Source organism: Enterobacter cloacae complex sp. P13B, from assembly GCF_014895915.1.
In the GTDB taxonomy this organism is placed as follows: Bacteria; Pseudomonadota; Gammaproteobacteria; order Enterobacterales; family Enterobacteriaceae; genus Enterobacter; species Enterobacter bugandensis.
The window spans coordinates 61,717-79,544 of record NZ_JADBQN010000041.1; the positions used below are offsets into that span (position 1 = coordinate 61,717).

General features: G+C 53.6%; 19 protein-coding genes and 2 pseudogenes. 10 read left to right on the forward strand and 11 right to left on the reverse strand.

Annotated elements, in window-relative coordinates; translation table 11 throughout:
* From IM273_RS17410 to IM273_RS17435, 6 genes and pseudogenes are all read left to right on the forward strand, one after another.
* A complete protein-coding gene (locus tag IM273_RS17410; RefSeq protein WP_028013182.1) occupies nucleotides 1-723 on the forward strand; it encodes a DUF969 domain-containing protein in 723 nt (240 codons plus the stop codon).
* Complete coding sequence (locus IM273_RS17415) at nucleotides 720-1,706, forward strand: DUF979 domain-containing protein (protein WP_041909955.1); 987 nt, start codon at nucleotides 720-722, stop codon at nucleotides 1,704-1,706. Before IM273_RS17410 ends, IM273_RS17415 begins: the two co-directional genes overlap by 4 nt.
* A 9-nt stretch (nucleotides 1,707-1,715) precedes the next feature.
* Nucleotides 1,716-2,711, forward strand: coding sequence for a DUF2891 domain-containing protein (locus IM273_RS17420; RefSeq protein ID WP_193049953.1), 996 nt, complete (start codon nucleotides 1,716-1,718; stop codon nucleotides 2,709-2,711).
* A 236-nt stretch (nucleotides 2,712-2,947) separates the two neighbouring features.
* Nucleotides 2,948-3,340, forward strand: a complete 393-nt coding sequence (locus tag IM273_RS17425; protein WP_032623152.1) for a polymorphic toxin type 44 domain-containing protein — start codon at nucleotides 2,948-2,950, stop codon at nucleotides 3,338-3,340.
* Nucleotides 3,318-3,752, forward strand: coding sequence for a hypothetical protein (locus IM273_RS17430; RefSeq protein ID WP_048958788.1), 435 nt, complete (start codon nucleotides 3,318-3,320; stop codon nucleotides 3,750-3,752). The genes IM273_RS17425 and IM273_RS17430 overlap by 23 nt, the downstream gene beginning before the upstream one ends.
* A 21-nt stretch (nucleotides 3,753-3,773) precedes the next feature.
* Nucleotides 3,774-4,258 (forward strand): annotated as a pseudogene (locus IM273_RS17435) (Hcp family type VI secretion system effector).
* A 39-nt stretch (nucleotides 4,259-4,297) separates the two neighbouring features.
* Here IM273_RS17435 and IM273_RS17440 read toward each other — a convergent pair.
* Nucleotides 4,298-5,698, reverse strand: coding sequence for an MFS transporter (locus IM273_RS17440; RefSeq protein WP_193049955.1), 1,401 nt, complete (start codon nucleotides 5,696-5,698; stop codon nucleotides 4,298-4,300).
* 117 nt (nucleotides 5,699-5,815) lie between these two features.
* Between IM273_RS17440 and IM273_RS17445 the strand changes: the two genes are divergently transcribed.
* On the forward strand, nucleotides 5,816-6,721 hold the full coding sequence (locus IM273_RS17445) for a LysR family transcriptional regulator (RefSeq protein ID WP_193049958.1): 906 nt from the start codon (nucleotides 5,816-5,818) through the stop codon (nucleotides 6,719-6,721).
* Between the two features lie 118 nt (nucleotides 6,722-6,839).
* On the opposite strand, the gene IM273_RS17450 is transcribed toward IM273_RS17445, so the two are convergent.
* From IM273_RS17450 to IM273_RS17490, 9 genes and pseudogenes are all read right to left on the reverse strand, one after another.
* Nucleotides 6,840-7,643: a carboxymuconolactone decarboxylase family protein gene (locus IM273_RS17450; protein ID WP_193049960.1), complete on the reverse strand. Its 804-nt coding sequence runs from the start codon at nucleotides 7,641-7,643 to the stop codon at nucleotides 6,840-6,842.
* A gap of 15 nt (nucleotides 7,644-7,658) precedes the next feature.
* On the reverse strand, nucleotides 7,659-8,354 hold the full coding sequence (locus IM273_RS17455) for a putative quinol monooxygenase (protein WP_193050165.1): 696 nt from the start codon (nucleotides 8,352-8,354) through the stop codon (nucleotides 7,659-7,661).
* 59 nt (nucleotides 8,355-8,413) lie between these two features.
* Nucleotides 8,414-9,433, reverse strand: a complete 1,020-nt coding sequence (locus IM273_RS17460) for an aldo/keto reductase (RefSeq protein ID WP_063438001.1) — start codon at nucleotides 9,431-9,433, stop codon at nucleotides 8,414-8,416.
* 2 nt (nucleotides 9,434-9,435) lie between these two features.
* The gene (locus tag IM273_RS17465) at nucleotides 9,436-10,008 is read right to left on the reverse strand and encodes an NAD(P)H-dependent oxidoreductase (protein WP_193049962.1); all 573 of its coding nucleotides are present in this window, start codon (nucleotides 10,006-10,008) and stop codon (nucleotides 9,436-9,438) included.
* Between the two features lie 150 nt (nucleotides 10,009-10,158).
* Nucleotides 10,159-11,193, reverse strand: coding sequence for an amidohydrolase family protein (locus IM273_RS17470; RefSeq protein WP_193049964.1), 1,035 nt, complete (start codon nucleotides 11,191-11,193; stop codon nucleotides 10,159-10,161).
* A 102-nt stretch (nucleotides 11,194-11,295) separates the two neighbouring features.
* Nucleotides 11,296-11,652: pseudogene (locus tag IM273_RS17475) on the reverse strand (aldo/keto reductase); the annotation flags it as partial.
* A gap of 113 nt (nucleotides 11,653-11,765) precedes the next feature.
* Nucleotides 11,766-12,455 carry a type 1 glutamine amidotransferase domain-containing protein gene (locus IM273_RS17480; protein ID WP_193049966.1) on the reverse strand — a complete coding sequence of 230 codons (690 nt, stop codon included), beginning with the start codon at nucleotides 12,453-12,455 and terminating at the stop codon, nucleotides 11,766-11,768.
* Nucleotides 12,456-12,463: 8 nt separating this feature from the next.
* Nucleotides 12,464-12,772: a hypothetical protein gene (locus IM273_RS17485; RefSeq protein WP_014831950.1), complete on the reverse strand. Its 309-nt coding sequence runs from the start codon at nucleotides 12,770-12,772 to the stop codon at nucleotides 12,464-12,466.
* A gap of 193 nt (nucleotides 12,773-12,965) precedes the next feature.
* Nucleotides 12,966-13,340 carry a helix-turn-helix domain-containing protein gene (locus IM273_RS17490; protein WP_193049968.1) on the reverse strand — a complete coding sequence of 125 codons (375 nt, stop codon included), beginning with the start codon at nucleotides 13,338-13,340 and terminating at the stop codon, nucleotides 12,966-12,968.
* A gap of 97 nt (nucleotides 13,341-13,437) precedes the next feature.
* Here IM273_RS17490 and IM273_RS17495 point away from each other — a divergent pair, with 97 nt between their 5' ends.
* Nucleotides 13,438-14,541: an alkene reductase gene (locus IM273_RS17495; protein WP_193049971.1), complete on the forward strand. Its 1,104-nt coding sequence runs from the start codon at nucleotides 13,438-13,440 to the stop codon at nucleotides 14,539-14,541.
* Between the two features lie 204 nt (nucleotides 14,542-14,745).
* Nucleotides 14,746-15,645 carry a LysR substrate-binding domain-containing protein gene (locus IM273_RS17500; protein WP_193049973.1) on the forward strand — a complete coding sequence of 300 codons (900 nt, stop codon included), beginning with the start codon at nucleotides 14,746-14,748 and terminating at the stop codon, nucleotides 15,643-15,645.
* A gap of 36 nt (nucleotides 15,646-15,681) precedes the next feature.
* Here IM273_RS17500 and IM273_RS17505 read toward each other — a convergent pair whose 3' ends face one another.
* Nucleotides 15,682-16,590 carry a LysR family transcriptional regulator gene (locus IM273_RS17505; protein WP_014831948.1) on the reverse strand — a complete coding sequence of 303 codons (909 nt, stop codon included), beginning with the start codon at nucleotides 16,588-16,590 and terminating at the stop codon, nucleotides 15,682-15,684.
* Nucleotides 16,591-16,802: 212 nt separating this feature from the next.
* Here IM273_RS17505 and IM273_RS17510 point away from each other — a divergent pair, with 212 nt between their 5' ends.
* The gene (locus tag IM273_RS17510; RefSeq protein WP_048240786.1) at nucleotides 16,803-17,789 is read left to right on the forward strand and encodes an aldo/keto reductase; all 987 of its coding nucleotides are present in this window, start codon (nucleotides 16,803-16,805) and stop codon (nucleotides 17,787-17,789) included.
* Nucleotides 17,790-17,828 lie beyond the last annotated feature (39 nt).

Below are 17,828 nucleotides of genomic sequence, written 5' to 3' on the forward strand. Positions count from 1 at the left end.
ATGGACGGTACTACGCTGTTGCCGCTGATCGGGATACCGATCGTGGTCATTGGTTTTGCACTGCGCTTCAACCCGCTGCTGGTCGTCGTGGTGGCGGGTCTGGCGACGGGCCTGCTGGTCGGGATGGATTTCGGGATGCTGCTGGAGACCTTTGGCGAGAAGTTCGTCAATAGCCGATCGCTGGCGACCTTCATCCTGATCCTGCCGGTAATTGGTCTGCTGGAATATTACGGGCTTAAAGAGCGCGCCCAGGCCTGGGTGGCGAAGATCGCCAGCGCCACCTCGGCGCGTATTCTGATGCTCTACTTCGTGGCGCGTGAAGGCACCGCCGCGCTGGGGCTGATGTCGCTGGGCGGCCATGCCCAGACGGTACGCCCGCTGCTGGCCCCGATGGCCGAAGGGGCAGCGCTGAACGAATACGGCGAACTGCCGCAGCACATTCGCGACAAAATCAAGGCCCATGCCGCGGCGTGTGACAACATCGCGGTCTTCTTTGGGGAAGATATCTTTATCGCCTTCGGTGCGGTGCTGCTGATTGACGCGTTTCTTAAGGAAAACGGGATCGAGGGGATCGAGCCGCTGCATATCGGCCTGTGGGCCATTCCCACCGCCATTGCGGCATTGATTATTCATATGACGCGCCTGCTGCGCCTGGATGCCAGCATCCGCCGCGACGTCATGGCCTGGCGTGCAGAGCAGGGTACGCAGGGGGCCGCGCAATGATGACGCTTATCACCATTAACCGCGTGTATTACCTGATCGGCTTTGTTGTGATGCTGCTGGTTGTCATGACCCTGCGCGACCGCGCTAATCCGAAGCGTTTTACCACCGCGCTGTTCTGGTTTTTATTCGGCGGTATCTTCCTGTTCGGTGACCTGATGGTTCAGGAGCTGGGCAAATCGCTGGCGTACCGGATCGTTGGCGGTTGCGTTATCGCAATCGCGCTGCTGGCGGGTTTTGGCCTGGTCGGGAAAGGCCACTATAAAATGGCCTCCGACGAGGAGCGCATTGCCTCGTCAAACCGCCTTAAAAACTGGCTGTTCCTGCCCGCGCTGATGATCCCGGTGGTGACGGTAATCGGGACGCTGTTCCTGAAGGGGGTGTCGATTGGCGGTGTTTACCTTCTCGACCAGAAACAGCTCACTCTGGCGGCGCTGTGCGTGGCCTGCGTCGCGGCGATCCTTACCGGCTGGTGGCTGACCAAAGGCACGCCGCTGCACGCCATTCGCCAGTCACGTCGTCTTGTCGATACCATCGGCTGGGCGGTGATCCTGCCGCAGATGCTGGCCATGCTCGGCGGCGTGTTCGTGGCGGCCAATACCGGTGATTCGGTGCAGAAGGTGGTGAGCCTGTTCGTGAACCCGGACAGCCGCTTCATGCTGGTGGTCATTTACTGCGTGGGGATGGCGCTGTTTACCATGATCATGGGTAACGCCTTTGCGGCCTTCCCGGTGCTGAGCGCGGGGATCGCCTTGCCGTTCCTGATCAACGTGCATCACGGCAACCCGGCGCCGCTGCTGGCGATCGGCATGTACGCGGGCTACTGCGGCACGCTGATGACGCCAATGGCCGCGAACTTCAATATCGTTCCCGCCGCGCTGCTGGAGCTGAAAGACAAATATCAGGTGATCAAGATCCAGATCCCGACCGCGTTAACCCTGCTGGTGGTGAACGTGTTCCTCATGTATTTCCTCGTGTTTCGCTAAGGAGCTGTTATGGAATTGACGCAACATCAGGCTGACGCGTTTGCCCGCATGCCTTTAACCTATTTGCGCCAGGAATACCCGAACCACATCATGCATCTGCTGAATGATGACGGTGACGTTCTGCCGCCTCGCGAGCTGCACCCGATTTTCTACGGCTGTTTCGACTGGCACTCGGCGGTGCACGGCTACTGGCTGCTGCTGCGCTGCGTGCGCCTCTATCCTGAGCTACCGTGTCGGAATGACATCGTCGCGCTTTTCGACGAGCACCTGACCGACGAGAATGTGGCGAAGGAGCTGGTCTATTTCACCGCGCCGTTCCGCGCCTCGTTTGAGCGGCCGTATGGCTACGGATGGCTGCTGGCGTTGGCCCAGGAGCTGAAGCAATCGTCGCTGCCGCAGGCCGCAGGCTGGTACCAGACGCTGGAGCCGCTAACCCAGGATATTCGCAACCGGCTGGTGGATTACCTCAGCAAGCTCACCTATCCGATCCGCGTCGGAACGCACTACAACACGGCGTTTGCCCTCGCGCTGGGGCTGGACTACGCCCGAGCCGTGGAAGATAGCGCGCTTGAGCAGGCGATTGTGACGGCGGCGGAGCGGTTTTATCTCGCCGACACGCGCTACCCGGCCCACTACGAGCCGGGTGGCGATGAGTACATCTCTGGTGCGCTGACGGAAGCGCTGCTGATGAGCAAGGTCGCAGAGAATTTCCCGGCCTGGTTTGACGCGTTTCTGCCGGATATCGGCTCCATTGCGGCGCTGATGAACCCGGCGGAAGTGAGCGACCGTACCGACCCGAAAATTGCCCATCTGGATGGGTTAAACCTCAGCCGCGCCTGGTGTATGAAGCATATCGCCAGGGCGCTTCCGGTAAACCACCCGGCTCAGCAGGCCCTGCGTGATGCCGTGGCAAAACACCTGGCGGCAAGCGTCGGGCACGTGGTGGGCAGCCACTACAGCGGCGGGCACTGGCTTGCGAGCTTTGCGCTACTGGCTCTGGAGTAAACAAATACGCCGTCTTTCCTGCCGGGTGGCGCTGCGCTTATTTGCCCTAAATTGTGAAATGCACAATTCCTGTAGGCCCGCGCAAGCGTAGCGCCGCCTTAATTTTTTTGATTTTTAATGCGGTTAATACCTTAGTCGGATATTTTTCCGTCATTTCTCTGTAAACAGATATCTTTTTTACCATCGCAAAGGTGTACGATATGCGGCCATATACCCACATGAAATAGGTGGTTAATATGGCTGTTATACCTTTGTTACCCAAAGAAGGAATCGCTCTTGTGTTGGCAAACATGAGGATTGCAAGAGCGCATGGTATGAGCAGAAACATGGCTATCCCTACAACCTATCTTTGGTTTTATCAAAAAGTAAGAAATAAGGGACCGTGGGATTACAAGCAAGGACACCCGGAGTTAGCAAATTTTGGGAACTTCAATTATGGTTCGGCTGGCTATGCTGCCGGGATACCATCAGAAACGCTATTGATGGGTGCTGGATGGGCGCAGGAAAGAGCTAAAACCTCCAAAAAGAAATGGGGGCACTGGTATCAAAAACCGCCTTATGGGGATGATCCACACGATCAGTTTTGGATAAGGCAAGGTATAGAATATGCAAAGAAATACGGTTATTAAACGGCTCCATTGCTTACTCACAACGATTCTGTTGCTCGTTGTTTGTGGGTTTCTGACATATCAATACTATTTTAATGCATCTCCTCACGATAGCTTTGTCAGCAAACAGAAACTCTCTGATACCGTCACACTGTACATAACTAAGTATGATGATGGAGACGCTACGGTGTCGGATGTTTACCGCTTCTATTTAGATAAAGACAACAGCGGGAACATTATGAAAGCCCTTGAAGAACGATCACCCTTCCTGGAAGCCGATACAAGCAATGTCACAGCTTCAGCTTATGGGAACACGGTAAATGTAAAAATCACGGGCAAGGTTTATTCATTCACTAATTCTGATCTGTTCTATGCCGATGGTGTAGCGATCATGCCTGTAATTAATCTCATAGCCAATGGAATAAGAAATTAATTAACATAAGGAGTTTTAAAAATGGCTGTACCAGTACACCTCTTTTTGAAAGACGATGGCGGAGCAATGATCCGTGGTGGTTCTGATGTTGCAAACCGTGAAGGAAGCATAGAGCTTAGAGATCTGATCCATAACCTGAGCATTCCAACAGATGAGGCAACAGGTAAACTTACAGGTACAAGGCAACATTCAGCCTCAGTTTAACAAAGGCAATTGACTCATCTTCACCCTATCTATACAAAGCAGTGGCTACAGGTCAGACGCTTCAAAGTGCCGAATTAAAGTTCTATCACATCAATGATGCTGGTCAGGAAGTGGAATACTTCAACATCCTGATGGAAGGCGTGAAAGTCATTTCAATAACTCTAATAATGCATGATACAAGAGATTGTCCCGGTACTGGTCACATGGAAAATGTATCTTTACGATATGCAAAAATCACATGGAAAATTCTGGACGGAAATATACAGTACACTGATGCGTGGAACGAACGTCCTACAGCGTAGTTGTTATAAACAAGCAGCGCCGAGAGGCGCTGCACAGCGTTACGCTGATGCCCGCACCCCAGGGCGCAGCCTGCTCAGGCTAAACAAAACCGATCCCGTCGAGGCGATGACGGCGATCCACAGTGCCAGATGCACGGCCCGATCGTGGTCTGATCCGGTCGTCGCAAGCAGCACCCCCACCGCGGCGGCCCCCAGACATTGCCCGAACGTCCTGACGATAGACAACACGCCGGAGGCATAGCTGGCATATTCCCGCGCCACGTTAGCGAGCATCTCCCGGTTATTGGGGCTCTGGAAGCAGCCAAACCCAATCCCGCAAACCAGACTGCGCAGGCAGATATTCCATACGGACGGATTTTCCGGCAATGTCGCCAGCAAGACCAGCCCACCGACAAAAATCATCAGCCCGATAGTCGAGATCAGCGGCGCGGAAAGGGTATCTGCCCAGCGCCCCGCGTGCGGCGCGATCAGCACAATGCCAATTGGCCACGGGGTGAACAGCAGCGCCGAAACCACCGGGCTGAAGCCATACACGCTCTGAAACAGGAACGGCAGCGCGACAAAGGTGATGCCCTGGCTGACAAACGAGGCCAGCGAGGTCAGGGCGGCGAGGGTGAAGCGTCCGTTTCTGAACATAACTGGCGGCAGTATGGGACTGCGCGCGCGCCGAATACGCCAGACGAAGGCGATAGCGCTGACCAGCGTGAGAAGCCCCCAGCCTGCGGCTGCCGGGTTAATGCCTTGCGTTATGTGCTGAAGGCTGTCGGCCAGCATGATTGCAGAACCTAACAGCACGGCGGAGAGCGCGGCGCCCGGCGCATCAAAGGGGGAGCGGTCAACGTCCGACTGGCGCGGCAACGCCTGCCATGCCAGCAACAGGGCAATACTGCCCGGAACAAGGTTAATGGCGAACAGCCACTGCCAGCTCAGCGCGTCCAGTATCGTCCCGCCCAGCACGGGGGCAATTGCCGTGCTGGCGGCAATAAGCAGGGCGTGCAGCCCCAGAATGCGGCCAAGCAGTCGCCCCGGAAAAACGGAACGCAGGATCGCCGGGGCGATACTCAGGGTAGCCGCGCCGCCGATGCCCTGCAGAATACGCATCCCGATCAGCATGTCGGGCGTTTTCGCCAGCGCGCAGCCGAGCGAGGTGAGCGTAAAGGTGGCAAGCCCGGCAAGAAAAACCGGTCGAAAGCCCACGCGCGCCGCCAGCGCCGCGAAGATGGCCAGCGTCATTGCCGCCGATAGTAGATAACCGTTGGCAAACCACACCGCAACGTTCGCGGGGACCTGCATCGCCCTTGCCATGGAGGGCAGCGCGATGTTGATCATGGTGCCGTCAAAGACGCCCATCAGCGTGGTGGTCATGACGGCGGCCATCACCCGGGCGCATTCATGACCGGGTAAGCCTTCATCGCCGGGCTGGTTTGAAAAGAGCGTCATCGTCGTTACTCCGCATAAGAATAGTGATGACGAAACTATAATCATGGGGTATACAGGGCGGAAGACGCAGCGCTTGCACTTTATCGTTGCATATAACGCCTTATCTGAGGAGCCATCGTGTCCGATCCTGACTTTAACCTTCTGGTTGCGCTCGACGTTCTGCTGGCCGAAGCCAGCGTGGCTGGCGCGGCGCGGCGCTTAAACCTGAGCACCTCCGCCATGAGCCGTACCCTGAGCAGGCTGCGGGAGGTGACAGGCGATCCTATCCTGGTGCGGGCCGGTCGGCAGATGGTGCTGACGCCCTGGGCCGAAGCCACCCGGGATCGGGCCAGAAGCGCCGTGCATGAGGCAAGGGCAGTACTGCAACCCTCCACGGAAACGCTGAATGTTGAGCGTATGGAGCGCCTGTTCACCATCCGAGCCAACGACGGCTTTGTGGTGGCGTTTGGGCCACTGCTCATTGCCGCAGTGGCGGCAGTGGCGCCCGACGTCTGCATTCGCTTTTCGCCGAAACCTGAGAAAACGTCGCGCTATCTGCGTGAGGGGCTGGTTGACCTGGAGATCGGCGTGCAGAGCAATATGGGGCCTGAAATTCGTCTGCAACGGCTCTTTCAGGACCGGTTTGTGGGCGCGGTACGCCAGGGGCATCCGCTGGCCTCGCTGTCGTCAGTCAGCCTTGAGGATTATGTCGCCTGGGGGCACGTGGTGGCCTCGCCCGACGGCTCGTTACACGGATTTGTCGATGAGGCGCTGGCGGAACGCGGGATGAAGCGCAAAATTGCCAGCGTGGTGCCAGGGTTCCCGACGGCGTTATCGGTGGCGCTGGTCTCCGATCTCGTTGCCATGGTGCCGGCGCTCTATCTGCTCAATCAGCCGATGACCGAGCGCGTGCACGTCTTTGAACTGCCGTTTAAAACCCGGAGCATTATGGTGTCACAGATGTGGCATCCGCGCATGGAAAAGGACCCGGCGCATCGCTGGCTCAGAGAAAAGGTGCTGGAGGTGTGCCGCGCTGTACGCTGACGGCTCAGGCCACTTTTTTCGGCACGGAGAGAATGAAGCGCGTCGATACCGCATCCGATTCCACGCGAACGTTCGTTCTAATTGTGTGATGTGCGTCAGGTTTTAGTGTTCAATAATATTACCTTTTACTCGATGAGCGATTGCTTAATACCTCTCCGACAACAGGAGCAGCGGTAAATGCGTTTGGCCAGCCAGCGTAAAACGCGGCTTGGGTAACGATCTCCCCAGCTTCCTCAGCAGAAAGTCCATTATCCATCGCCCTGTTAAGGTGATAGCCAATCTGCGCACTCTGTCCGGATGCGATTAACGCGCTGACCGTAATCAGGCTTCTGTCGCGGGGTTTCAGCGCGGGTCTTTGCCAGAGATCCAGGAACAGGGGGTCAGCAGTAAATTTAACCACGCCTGGAGATATTGGGCCTACATTTTTTTCCACTGTCTCTGAACGCTGCTTTTCTGCTTCCTGATTGAGAGGAAGCAGGTCCGGAGAAGCTTCAGGAAGTGCATCTGCCGTGACGCCACGAGTTTCAAATACTGCTTTGGTCACGCTGACGGCTGACATTGCATTTGGCCAACCTGAGTAGAACGCCAGATGGGTAATGATTTCTGATAATTCCGCTGGCGTCACGCCGCTATCGAGAGCGACGTCAATATAGTGCTTAAGCTCGGCAGGCTGGTTACGGGCAATCAGCATGGCGACGGTCACCATACTACGATCTCTGGGCGAGAGGGCATCGCGTGTCCACAGATCTCCAGTAATCGCTTCTCGACCAAAGCGCGCAAGAGCCGGTGAGACGGAACGAATATCAGCTTCAGGAATCGCTGAAGGTTCAATTTTCATCATAGCTTTACCTCTTGTTTCCTCAGCATTAGCAAAATCAGAAATAACAAGCGACATGGCCGCCGCTGCAATTACGCTTTTCATGTTAATCCTCACTGGTCAACGGTGCGGATCCTGTTTGATTCCGCCTTTGTTACGAAGAAATACCGGTTTTACCGGGATAGCGTCCTTCCTGGCGCTCATATGCGCCGTTTGCTTGAGATAGTCCAGGAAGTGCGGCGTTTGTCGGTGCAGTTGATAATCCTCCTCACTGGCGTAAATCTCATAGAAATACCAGCGGTTCGGACTCTGTGAGTCTGTAGCGGCATACATGGCTAACACGCCTTTCTCTACTTTGAGCGACTCGGCCATTTCAGGAAGGACGATGTTTTTAAATTCGGTCTGAAATTCAGGCTTTACCTCGACGATCACCAGATTATTAATGGTTCGCTCATTCGGTATGATGTGTTTGTCCCCCAGAAACTGTGGCTCCAGAGTGATTTTATTTTTCCGATCGATAATGTCAGGTGCCCGGGCAGCGAATGCCTTGTATGGTTCGGCATTCAGATGTTTGCGGTAAGCACTCTCGTTTTCATAGAGTTCGACCATGAATGCCTTACGTGGATTGTCGCTTCGTTGCAGGGCGTACATCGCCAGCGTACCTGCTTCATGATCAACCGAAGCGGAAATCGTCTGCCTGGCCACGTCTTCAAACTCTTTGTCCCGATCGGGTCTGACGCCGAGCTCAAAGATATTCATCACTACCTTATCCGGCGCGTCCGGTTTTGTTGCAAAGACAGGGCTGCTTATTAGCATGCAAATTAAAAGCATAAGGGGCTTTTTCACGTTGATCCTTTTACTGAAATGACTGTTTGCTACCGCGTCCAGACCTGCTTAACGTCTTTCGTTTGCGGCGTGTTTTGCGCCATAATCCCCGTCAGAACGTGCGGCTGGTAGGTTTCTTCCAGAAACCGGATTTCCTCAAGGCTCAGTTGAAGATTTACGGCGTTTACCGCGCCATCAACGTGATCTTTTTTTGTGGCCCCTACGACAGGTGACGTGACCTTTGTCAGCAGCCAGGCGAGTGAGATTTCCGTCATGGACACCTGATGTCGTTCAGCAAGTTCGGCGACGCGCTCGATAATGATCCGATCCTGTTCAGCCGTGCTGTCATACTTCCCGCGCGCATAATCATCCTCCGCGGCTCGCCGCGTGTGGCCTTCTTTCCGGGCGAGACGACCGCTGGCCAGCGCGCTATAGGGGGTCATGGCGATATCATCTTCAGCGCACAGACCGAAGAGCTCTCGTTCATCTTCACGCATAATCAGGTTGTAGTGGCTTTGCACGGAAACAAAGGGCGTCAGCCCTTCGCGTTCGGCAAGGGCGTTCGCTTTCGCCAGCTGCCAGGCATAGCAATTGGAAATACCAATAGCGCGCACTTTGCCCGCAGTAACGGCGGCATGCAGCGCTTCAAGCACCTCAATAACTGGCGTGTTGTAATCCCAGATGTGGTAGATGTAGAGGTCGATGTAGTCCATCCCCAGATTCTGCAGGCTCTGGTCGAGCGATCGGGCTATTGCCTCTTTTCCGCCGATCCCCGCGGCAATTTGCGCGGCGGTTCGTGGCAGAAACTTGGTGGCCAGCACCACGTCCTCGCGTTTTGCCATCTCCCGCAGCGCCCGACCAACGTATCGCTCGCTGGAGCCGTTCTGATAGGCGATGGCGGTATCGTAAAAATTGATACCCTTTTCGAGACCGTAGCGGATGATGTCCCGGCTTGCTGTTTCGTCCAGCGTCCAGCGATGCTGGCCCGTTAACGGGTCGCCAAATCCCATACATCCCATACAGATGCGGGAGACCAGTAAGTCACTTTTACCGAGCCGGGTATACTGCATCGTTATTCTCCCTCTGGATTATTCACGACGGAATTGAGCAGATCGACAAGCCTTGAAGCGTGTTCCCGGGCAAGCGTTTTTTGCTGCGCGATTTTGTCGGCATCCCGGTCGGCATAGCTGATACCGCAGGTATAAACCGGCGCCAGGAGCTCAAGATTGCACAGTCTTGCCGTGGTCTCGAACAGAATAAGATACTCTTCAATGGCATGGCCAAAGAAACCGTCAGCGTTATAGAGCGCCTGTGGCGCCCCTGTAGTGAAGGAGAGGATCAGCTTTTTACCGCCCAGTTTCGCCGTTGAGCCATGCGCGAAGCCGTGGACAAAGACCTCGTCCAGCCATTGTTTCATTAACCCGGGCAGCCCATACCAGGAAAAAGGAAACTGCCAGACAATCACATCGGCCCTGAGCAGGCTTTCCTGCTCCGAAGCGATATTGAATTTGCCGTCCGGATAGAGCCAGTCCAGACGACGAATTTCAGCATCGGGAAGGGCGGTCGCCACTTCATCAAGGATAGTGGCGTTGGCGACGGAATGGTTCAGCTCAGGATGACCTGAAATAACAAGGATATTTTTCATTTCAATACGTTAAAGAGGCTGGTGAATTTTCAACCCAGTATAGAGTGACACCATTATTTTTTTTAGAGCAGTAAAGGCTCATTCACTTTTAGACAAAAACTAATAATGGTCGACTGTTCTCATTGTGCCCGGTCATCATGAACCCGTGAACTACGCCATGATGCCCAGTAAACGTTCTGCATTGCGAAACGCGATGGCCTCTTTTTCAGCCTTGTTGACGGGCAGACTGTCGATAAATGTTTTTACACCGTCCAGGGTCTGATAGGGGTAATCAACGGAGAACAGGATCCTGTCTGCCCCCATTAACGCGTAGATAAACTGGAAGTGCGGCAGTGTCAGCATACCTGACGGGGTAACGTAAACGTGTTCCTGGAAGGTTCTCGTTAGCGTGCGTGACAGACCCGTTGCAGCCAGCGGAAGGCTGTCATCAAGACGCTGCAGCCAGAAGGGCAGCATCTCCCCCCAGTGGCCACTGATTACCTGCAGGTGGGGATATTTATCAAATGCGCCCGATAACATCAGCCGTAACAAATGGATCCCGGCTTCGTGATGCCAGCCCCAGCCAAACATAGAGAGCCGGGCGTTGACCTCTGCGCTGAAGCCCGTGAAGTAGGCCTGTTGCACGCTTTTAACCGGTAATCCGGGATGAAGATAGAGTGGCACATTCAGTTTATTAAAGCGGGAAAGCAGGGAGTCATAGGCAGGATGATCGAGAAAGCATGAAGAGGGTCGGCCATTCAGAAGTGCCCCCTTAAACCCCAGTTTTTCAACTGTGCGGACAAGCTCTTTTTCAGCCTCTTCTGGCTGTGCCCAGGGAAGTGTGGCAAATGCCGCGAAGCGATCCGGATGATTTCTTACCGCCCCGGCAAGGCGGTCGTTTGCCGCCGTATTTAATGTTACCGCTTTATCACCGGGAGCCAGCTGGGGGAATCCGCCCACAGAGAGGATCTGCAGGGTAATTCCAGCCTCATCCATATCCCTGAGGCGGCGGCTTCCCAAATCAGCGCCTTTCGCGTTTATCAGCGCATTCTTTTCTATCTGCGGCCGGCTTCGGTCAGGATTATGACCATCAGCGACGGTTTTCCCCCAGTCGCCAAGGAAAGGTGCCTGCTCAAGCGCAACAGGCATACACGCTCGCCCTAACTCGCTGTCGAGATAATGTTCTTCGAGGCAAATGATTTTCATATTCTCACCCTTCATACAAAGCAGTAAAAGTGATGTAGATTAGGATCGCCCGGAACAGCCCGTTCGTGAGTGTCATTCATGACAGTCTGTCCCGGACAGGGTTTACACCATCGGTTTTTCCCAGGCGCCTCGTGTATCCACTCTGGTCTCTGTGGCGAGTTGTTCCAGCAGGATGATTTCCTCATCGCGTAACTGGATGTCTGAAGCGCAGGCGGCGTCCAGAACGTGATGGACTTTAGTCGCACCAACGAGGGGAAAGGTACCTTTTGCAATAGCCCATGCGATGGCTATCTGTGCAACGCTGGCATTCCTTTCGGCTCCCATTTTTTTCATGGCGGCGGTTAATCTTTCTATCTGCGGCAGTACTGCGTTATAACTTTCGGCCCGGCCACTCCCGGCAGGCATGGGATGATTTGAATCATAACGACCACTGAGCGCGCCTTGCTCCAGGACCATGTGCCGAGCGCGACGGGAGGAAGAGTTTTCATATTCAGTTCCTGAAAAAAGGCCGGAACGTTGCTGACGTAAACCGGCCAAAGAGGGTGAGTAACGATGAAAGACAGATGAATGAATTAAGTTGGCTGGCGGAGGGCATTTAACAGCGCCACACCGACACCGTGCGCTGAAGCGGGATTCTGCCCCGTGATAAGGCGTCCGTCGGTAACCACATTTTCAGACCAGTTCGGGGCTTCATGATGAAGCGCGCCATGCTCGCGGAGCGCAGTCTCAAGCAGGTAGGGAACCACATCTGTGGTGTGAACTTCTTCCTCTTCGTTGTTGGTAAAGGCCGCCACGTTTTTGCCTTTCACCAGGTATTCGCCGCTGCTGAGCTTTGCGTCAACCAATGCCGCAGGCCCGTGGCAGACGGCTGAGACAATCCCATCACTTTCATACACTTCGCGGATAATACGCTGGGCATCCTGGCTGTCGCGGAAATCCCACATGGTTCCATGCCCGCCCGCAAAGAAAACGGCGCTGTAATCGGAACCGTTCAGCTCGGATAACGCAGGCGTTGTTGCCAGGCGCTGCTGAAAATCGGTTTCGTTCCAGTACCAGGCGTTGACAGGATCACTGAGGTCAAATCCATCCACCGGCGGCTGTCCCCCGCGAATGCTGGCTATCATCGTTTTTAGTCCGGCATCTTCCAGTACTTTCAGCGGATGCGTCAGCTCAGCCAGGAAAAAACCGGTTGGTACACCGGATGCGCCTTTAATCGGATGGCTGGAAACGACACACAGCACGGGTTTATCTGCAGGTTTCATATCGGGCCTCACTCTTTATTTTTAAATTCAGCGGCAAAGAGATTTTCCCAGTTAATAAAGGAGCCAAGCGGAATGCACTCAAAGCTTAATAAGCCTGCTTTTGCCAGCGGGAATTCGGCCATTACGTTCATCGCTTCATCGACAGAGTCACATTCAAGAAAAATAGCGACGCCAGGTCTGTCCTGACGGAAGTAGATGTCGCGGATGAAGCCGGATTTATACAATCCCCAGGCGTGCAGCGCTTCAGCGTTAAGGTGTGGAGCATACTTTTCCAGCGATGCTCCAGGTGCGGGGATGTCCAGACATAAAATTCGCATAAGTGTCTCTTGTTCTCAGGTTTAAAGGGAAAGAGAGAAGAGTATATGAGCGCCATTTTGAGAAGATTAGGTGGCCATTGGCTTAAGCATATTTAGTCTGTACTTAATAATCAGGTGAGGAGTGCGACAGGGTAAATCTATGCCAGACATATTTGTTCCTGCATCTGTATATGAATAGTCTGGCTTAATCAGTCTAAAACTCGGGCTGGCTTTCATATTCAGAACGTGCCTTTTCAACCTCGCCCTGATGAATCAAGGACCAGTCTATAAGTGTCATAACTGGCCCCATTAATGTCCGTCCAAGTGGAGTTAGCTCATATTCAACACGTGGCGGGATCGAAGGGAATACCGTCCGCGATACTAACCCGTCTCGTTCAAGACTTCTCAGTGTTAACGTCAGCATTCTCTGAGAGACCTGACCGATGGTACGTCTGAGTATATTAAACCGCAAAGGTCCCTCGGCAAGATGAGCAATGATTAAGATACTCCACTTATCACCAATCCGACTGAGCAATTCGCGGGTGAAAATATTGCAGGTGGGTGCTGTCCGTTTATCTGACGGTATCATGAATGTGCCTTCTTGCGGGTAAAATAACGGTATGTAATATAGCCCTGGTTACAAAACAAAACGACTCGTTTCTTACTGAGAATAAAGGTACCGCTCCTTGAAAAATGCACCCCTTACGCTTTTATCCCCATATAACATCGGGGAATTGACACTAAAAAATAGAATGGTAATGGCCCCAATGACCCGCAGTCGGGCCGTTACCGGTAATGTACCTAACCCTCTGGCTCCTGTTTACTATGCGCAGCGGGCGCAGGCAGGGTTGATAATATCTGAAGCTACGCAGGTTAGCCGTCAAGGTACCGGATATATAAGAACACCGGGAATATATTCCCTCGCTCAGATTGAGGCATGGCGTCGCGTAACAGATGCAGTTCATGAAGCCGGGGGAATTATTTTTGCGCAACTGTGGCATGTCGGACGCGTTTCGCATCCTGAGTTCCATGATGGTGTCCTTCCGGTTGCCCCATCTGCAATTAATGCAGAGGCAGACGTTTTTACGTCTAATGGACTAGCACAAACTCCTGTTCCTCGCGCGCTTTTAACAAGTGAAATCGCCGATGTCGTCTCACAGTTTCGTCAGGGTGCTGAAAAAGCTTCTGAAGCCGGTTTCGATGGAGTAGAAATACATGGTAGTTCAGGATATCTCCTTGACCAGTTCCTTCGTGACGGTTCTAACAAACGAGAAGATCATTATGGTGGGACTATTATAAACCGTGCACGTTTTCCTCTGGAGGTCGTCAGTGCAGTGAGCGAAGTGCTCGGCGCCGATCGCGTTGGTTTCAGGGTTGGTCCAAACATGTCGCTACATGGTATGTCTGATTCTTCGCCGGTTGAAACATTCAGTTATTTAGCGACTCAACTCGACGCTATTGGCATCGCCTACCTTCACGTAACAGAAGGTATTGCCGGGCCCGATGCTCCGCTCGCAGGTTCACAGCGGATTGCACCTTATCTTCGTCAGTGTTTCTCGCGAACTTTTATTCTGAATGGTGGATATGATGCTCAGACCGGTGAGGATGCAATTAACAAGGGTGAGGCCGATCTCATCGCCTATGGTGTTCCATTTATTGCCAATCCCGATTTACCCGCAAGATTTGCGTGCGGCAGCGATCTCAACGTTCCGGACCCTGCAACCTTCTATGCGCCGGGACAGAACGATGCGGTGGGCTACACTGACTATCCCGCACTAAACAATAGTTAAAAAACATGAATACCTTAATGTCTTATGCCTATTGGCATCCATTCTGTGCCGTGAATGTCATCTGAATGAGTACAGGTGTATTTCAAAATACGTGGTTAACAGTGGATCGCAGCATCAGTAAAAACGAACTAAAGGGATATTATTGACTTAAGCATCTTTAGGCTGTAGTTAACAATTAAGCAGTGATTGCTTAAGGAACACATTATGAATAACGCCCTGTATAACCAGATACGGATCTTTCAGAGCATTGCACGTGAGAGCAATATTTCGGCAGCCGCAAGAAAACTGGAAATTACGCCTCCCTCCGTCAGCAATGCGCTTAAGCTGCTGGAAGATCATATTGGCCATCCGCTTTTTGTGCGTACGACCCGCCGTATTGAGCTGACGGAAACCGGGCAACTGTTGCTGGAACAGACCGCTGCGGCGGTGGAGTCGCTGGAAAATTCGCTTGAAAGCATTCGCGACCAGAATCAGGAGCCCTCTGGTATCGTGCGTATCACGCTCTCGCGTTTTGCCTATCTGTTAATTCTCAAACCTGCAATGGCGGAATTCTGTCAGCAATACCCGGGTATACAGCTGGAAATTTCGGTTTACGACGGTACCGTGAATATCATCGAAGAACGTTTTGATCTTGGGATCCGTTTTGGCGATATCCTCGAGGGTGGGGTGGTAGCGCGGCCGTTAATGAAACCCTTTCGTGAAGGGTTATATGCATCCTCAGCCTATCTCCGCGAGCATGGAACGCCTGAGGTGCCGTCAGATCTCAGTCAACACAAGCTGATTGGCTACCGTTTTATTACTAACAACCGCATCCTTCCGTTGATCCTGAACGACCGCGGAGAGCAGTTGACGGTTGAGATGCCCGGGCAGTTAATCAGCAACGATATTGACGTTATGGCAGACGGGATCCGTAACGGCCTGGGAATTGGACGCCTGTTTGAACCCATCTGGCAGTTACAGCCCGACAGGGAGCGCTTTATCCCCGTGATGGAGAGCTACTGGAAAACCTACCCGCCAGTGTATCTCTATTATCCCAAAAACGCGGGCAAAACGAAAAGAGTGAAGGCCCTGATTGATTTTCTGATATCCGCTACGGGGCGATAAAGACGATAACGCCTCGTTCAGTATGGAGGTGCTATTTCACAACCCCAGCGGCCTGGCCTCCTGTATGAACTCAATCAGAAGGCGAAGCCCGGTCGGCAGTTGCCGGCGGCTTGAATAATAGATATAAAAACCTTCCTCCAGCGGGGACCATTCCGTAAGCACCAGGCGGAGCCGTCCATCCTTCACATAGGGTGCAACAAGAGGCTCCGGAAAATACATCAGGCCGGCCCCGCCTAATACGGCCACAAGACCCGTTTCAGCCTGGTTGACCGTCACTGAGCCAGGCACAGTGATTTGGTACGTTTCGCCATCTCGCTCAAGTTCCCAGCGATAAATCCGATCGTCGCCGAGACGATTGCTTATACAGCGATGGTGTAACAAATCATCCGGATGTTCAGGCGTTCCGTAGCGTTCAAGGTAGTCGGGGGATGCGGCGATAACCCAGCGAATATCGGCAGATAAACGCCGGGCAACCATGTCTTCCGGGACGGTGCCACCATAGCGGATACCGGCATCGAAGCCCGCATCAGTGACGTCAACCATACGGTTGCTGGCCACAATATCGATTTCAATATCGGGATAGCGATCCATAAACGCGGGCATAACCGGTGCAAGCAAAAGATTGGCCGCTTCAACGGCTGCATTGATGCGGATACGCCCGGTAGGCGTATTACGATACCGGTTAAGCGATTCAAGCGCGCCTTCTATCTTGTCGAAAGGCTGAAGGACAGACTGAACCAGTTCTTCACCTGCAGCCGTAGGGGTAACGCTCTTGGTCGTGCGATTAAGCAGGCGAACCCCGAGCCGGGTTTCCAGTCCCTTCAGGGCATGACTAAGCGCTGATGCACTGACACCTAATTCAATCGCCGCACGGCTGAAACTGCGATGACGTGCAATAGCCATGAAATAAATGAGATCGGCGACATCAGCTCTGCTTATTTGCATACAGAATCGTTTTCCTTGTGCGTTAAGGCCCGAATGCGTTGATAGGGAAATGATATACACCATAGACCGACCACGGCTAATCCGTTGCTGAATTTTTTTCACAAGTCCATCCACCCATCGCCTCTCACTGAACATATTGTGCTTCGTTATTCTTGAAAATTATGCGCTCTGGCCGTCGGTCAGGGCGGAACATTCACCTAACGGAGCCGTGTATGAACTATACGCATCTTGGCCGCACCGGCCTGAAAGTCAGCCGCCTTTGTCTCGGAACCATGAATTTTGGTGATGTCACCGACGAGAAAACCAGCGCCCGCATTCTGGATGAAGCGCTTGAGGCGGGTATCAATTTCATTGATACAGCAGACGTGTATGGCACCGAGCAATCACCCGATATCCAGCAAGGTTCGGGGCTGTCTGAAGAGATTATTGGTCGCTGGCTCCAGCAGGGTGGCCGCCGTGACCGTATCGTTCTGGCGACGAAAGCCTATCAGCCTATGGGACCGGGTCCGAACGATCGCCGTCTTTCTGCTTACCATATTCGCAAGGCCTGCGAGGACAGCTTGCGACGGCTTAAGACCGACCATATTGACGTCTATCAGATGCATCACATCGATCGTTATACACCATGGGAAGAGGTCTGGCAGGCCATGGAGCTCCTTGTTCAGCAGGGAAAAGTGCTTTATATCGGTAGCAGCAATTTCGCAGGCTGGGACATTGCGACTGCGCAGTCAGTTGCCACGGCTCGTCATTCCCTGGGCCTGGTTGCTGAGCAAAGTCTCTACAATCTGACTGCCCGAACCGTTGAGCTGGAGGTCATTCCCGCATGCCGTCATTTTGGCCTGGGACTGATTCCCTGGAGTCCACTTGCCGGAGGGTTGCTTGGCGGCGTACTGAAAAAGATGGCAAGCGGGCGCCGTGCGAGGCCCGCGTTTGCCCGTCTAATCGAACAGTATCGTCCGCAGCTGGAAGCCTACGAAGGATTATGTGAGGACCTCGGCGAAACCCCTTCCGATGTGGCGCTTGCGTGGCTCCTGCAGAATCCTGTTGTTACTGCTCCACTTATCGGGCCTCGTACGGTCGAACAACTCCGGGAGGCGCTTCACGCAACGACAATCACGCTATCAGACGACACCATGAGCTGTCTCGACGAAATCTGGCCCGGACCCGGGGGAGAAGCGCCCCAGGCTTATGCCTGGTAATGACCACATTAATGAATCCTTTCTTCGCTATAGGGGGTT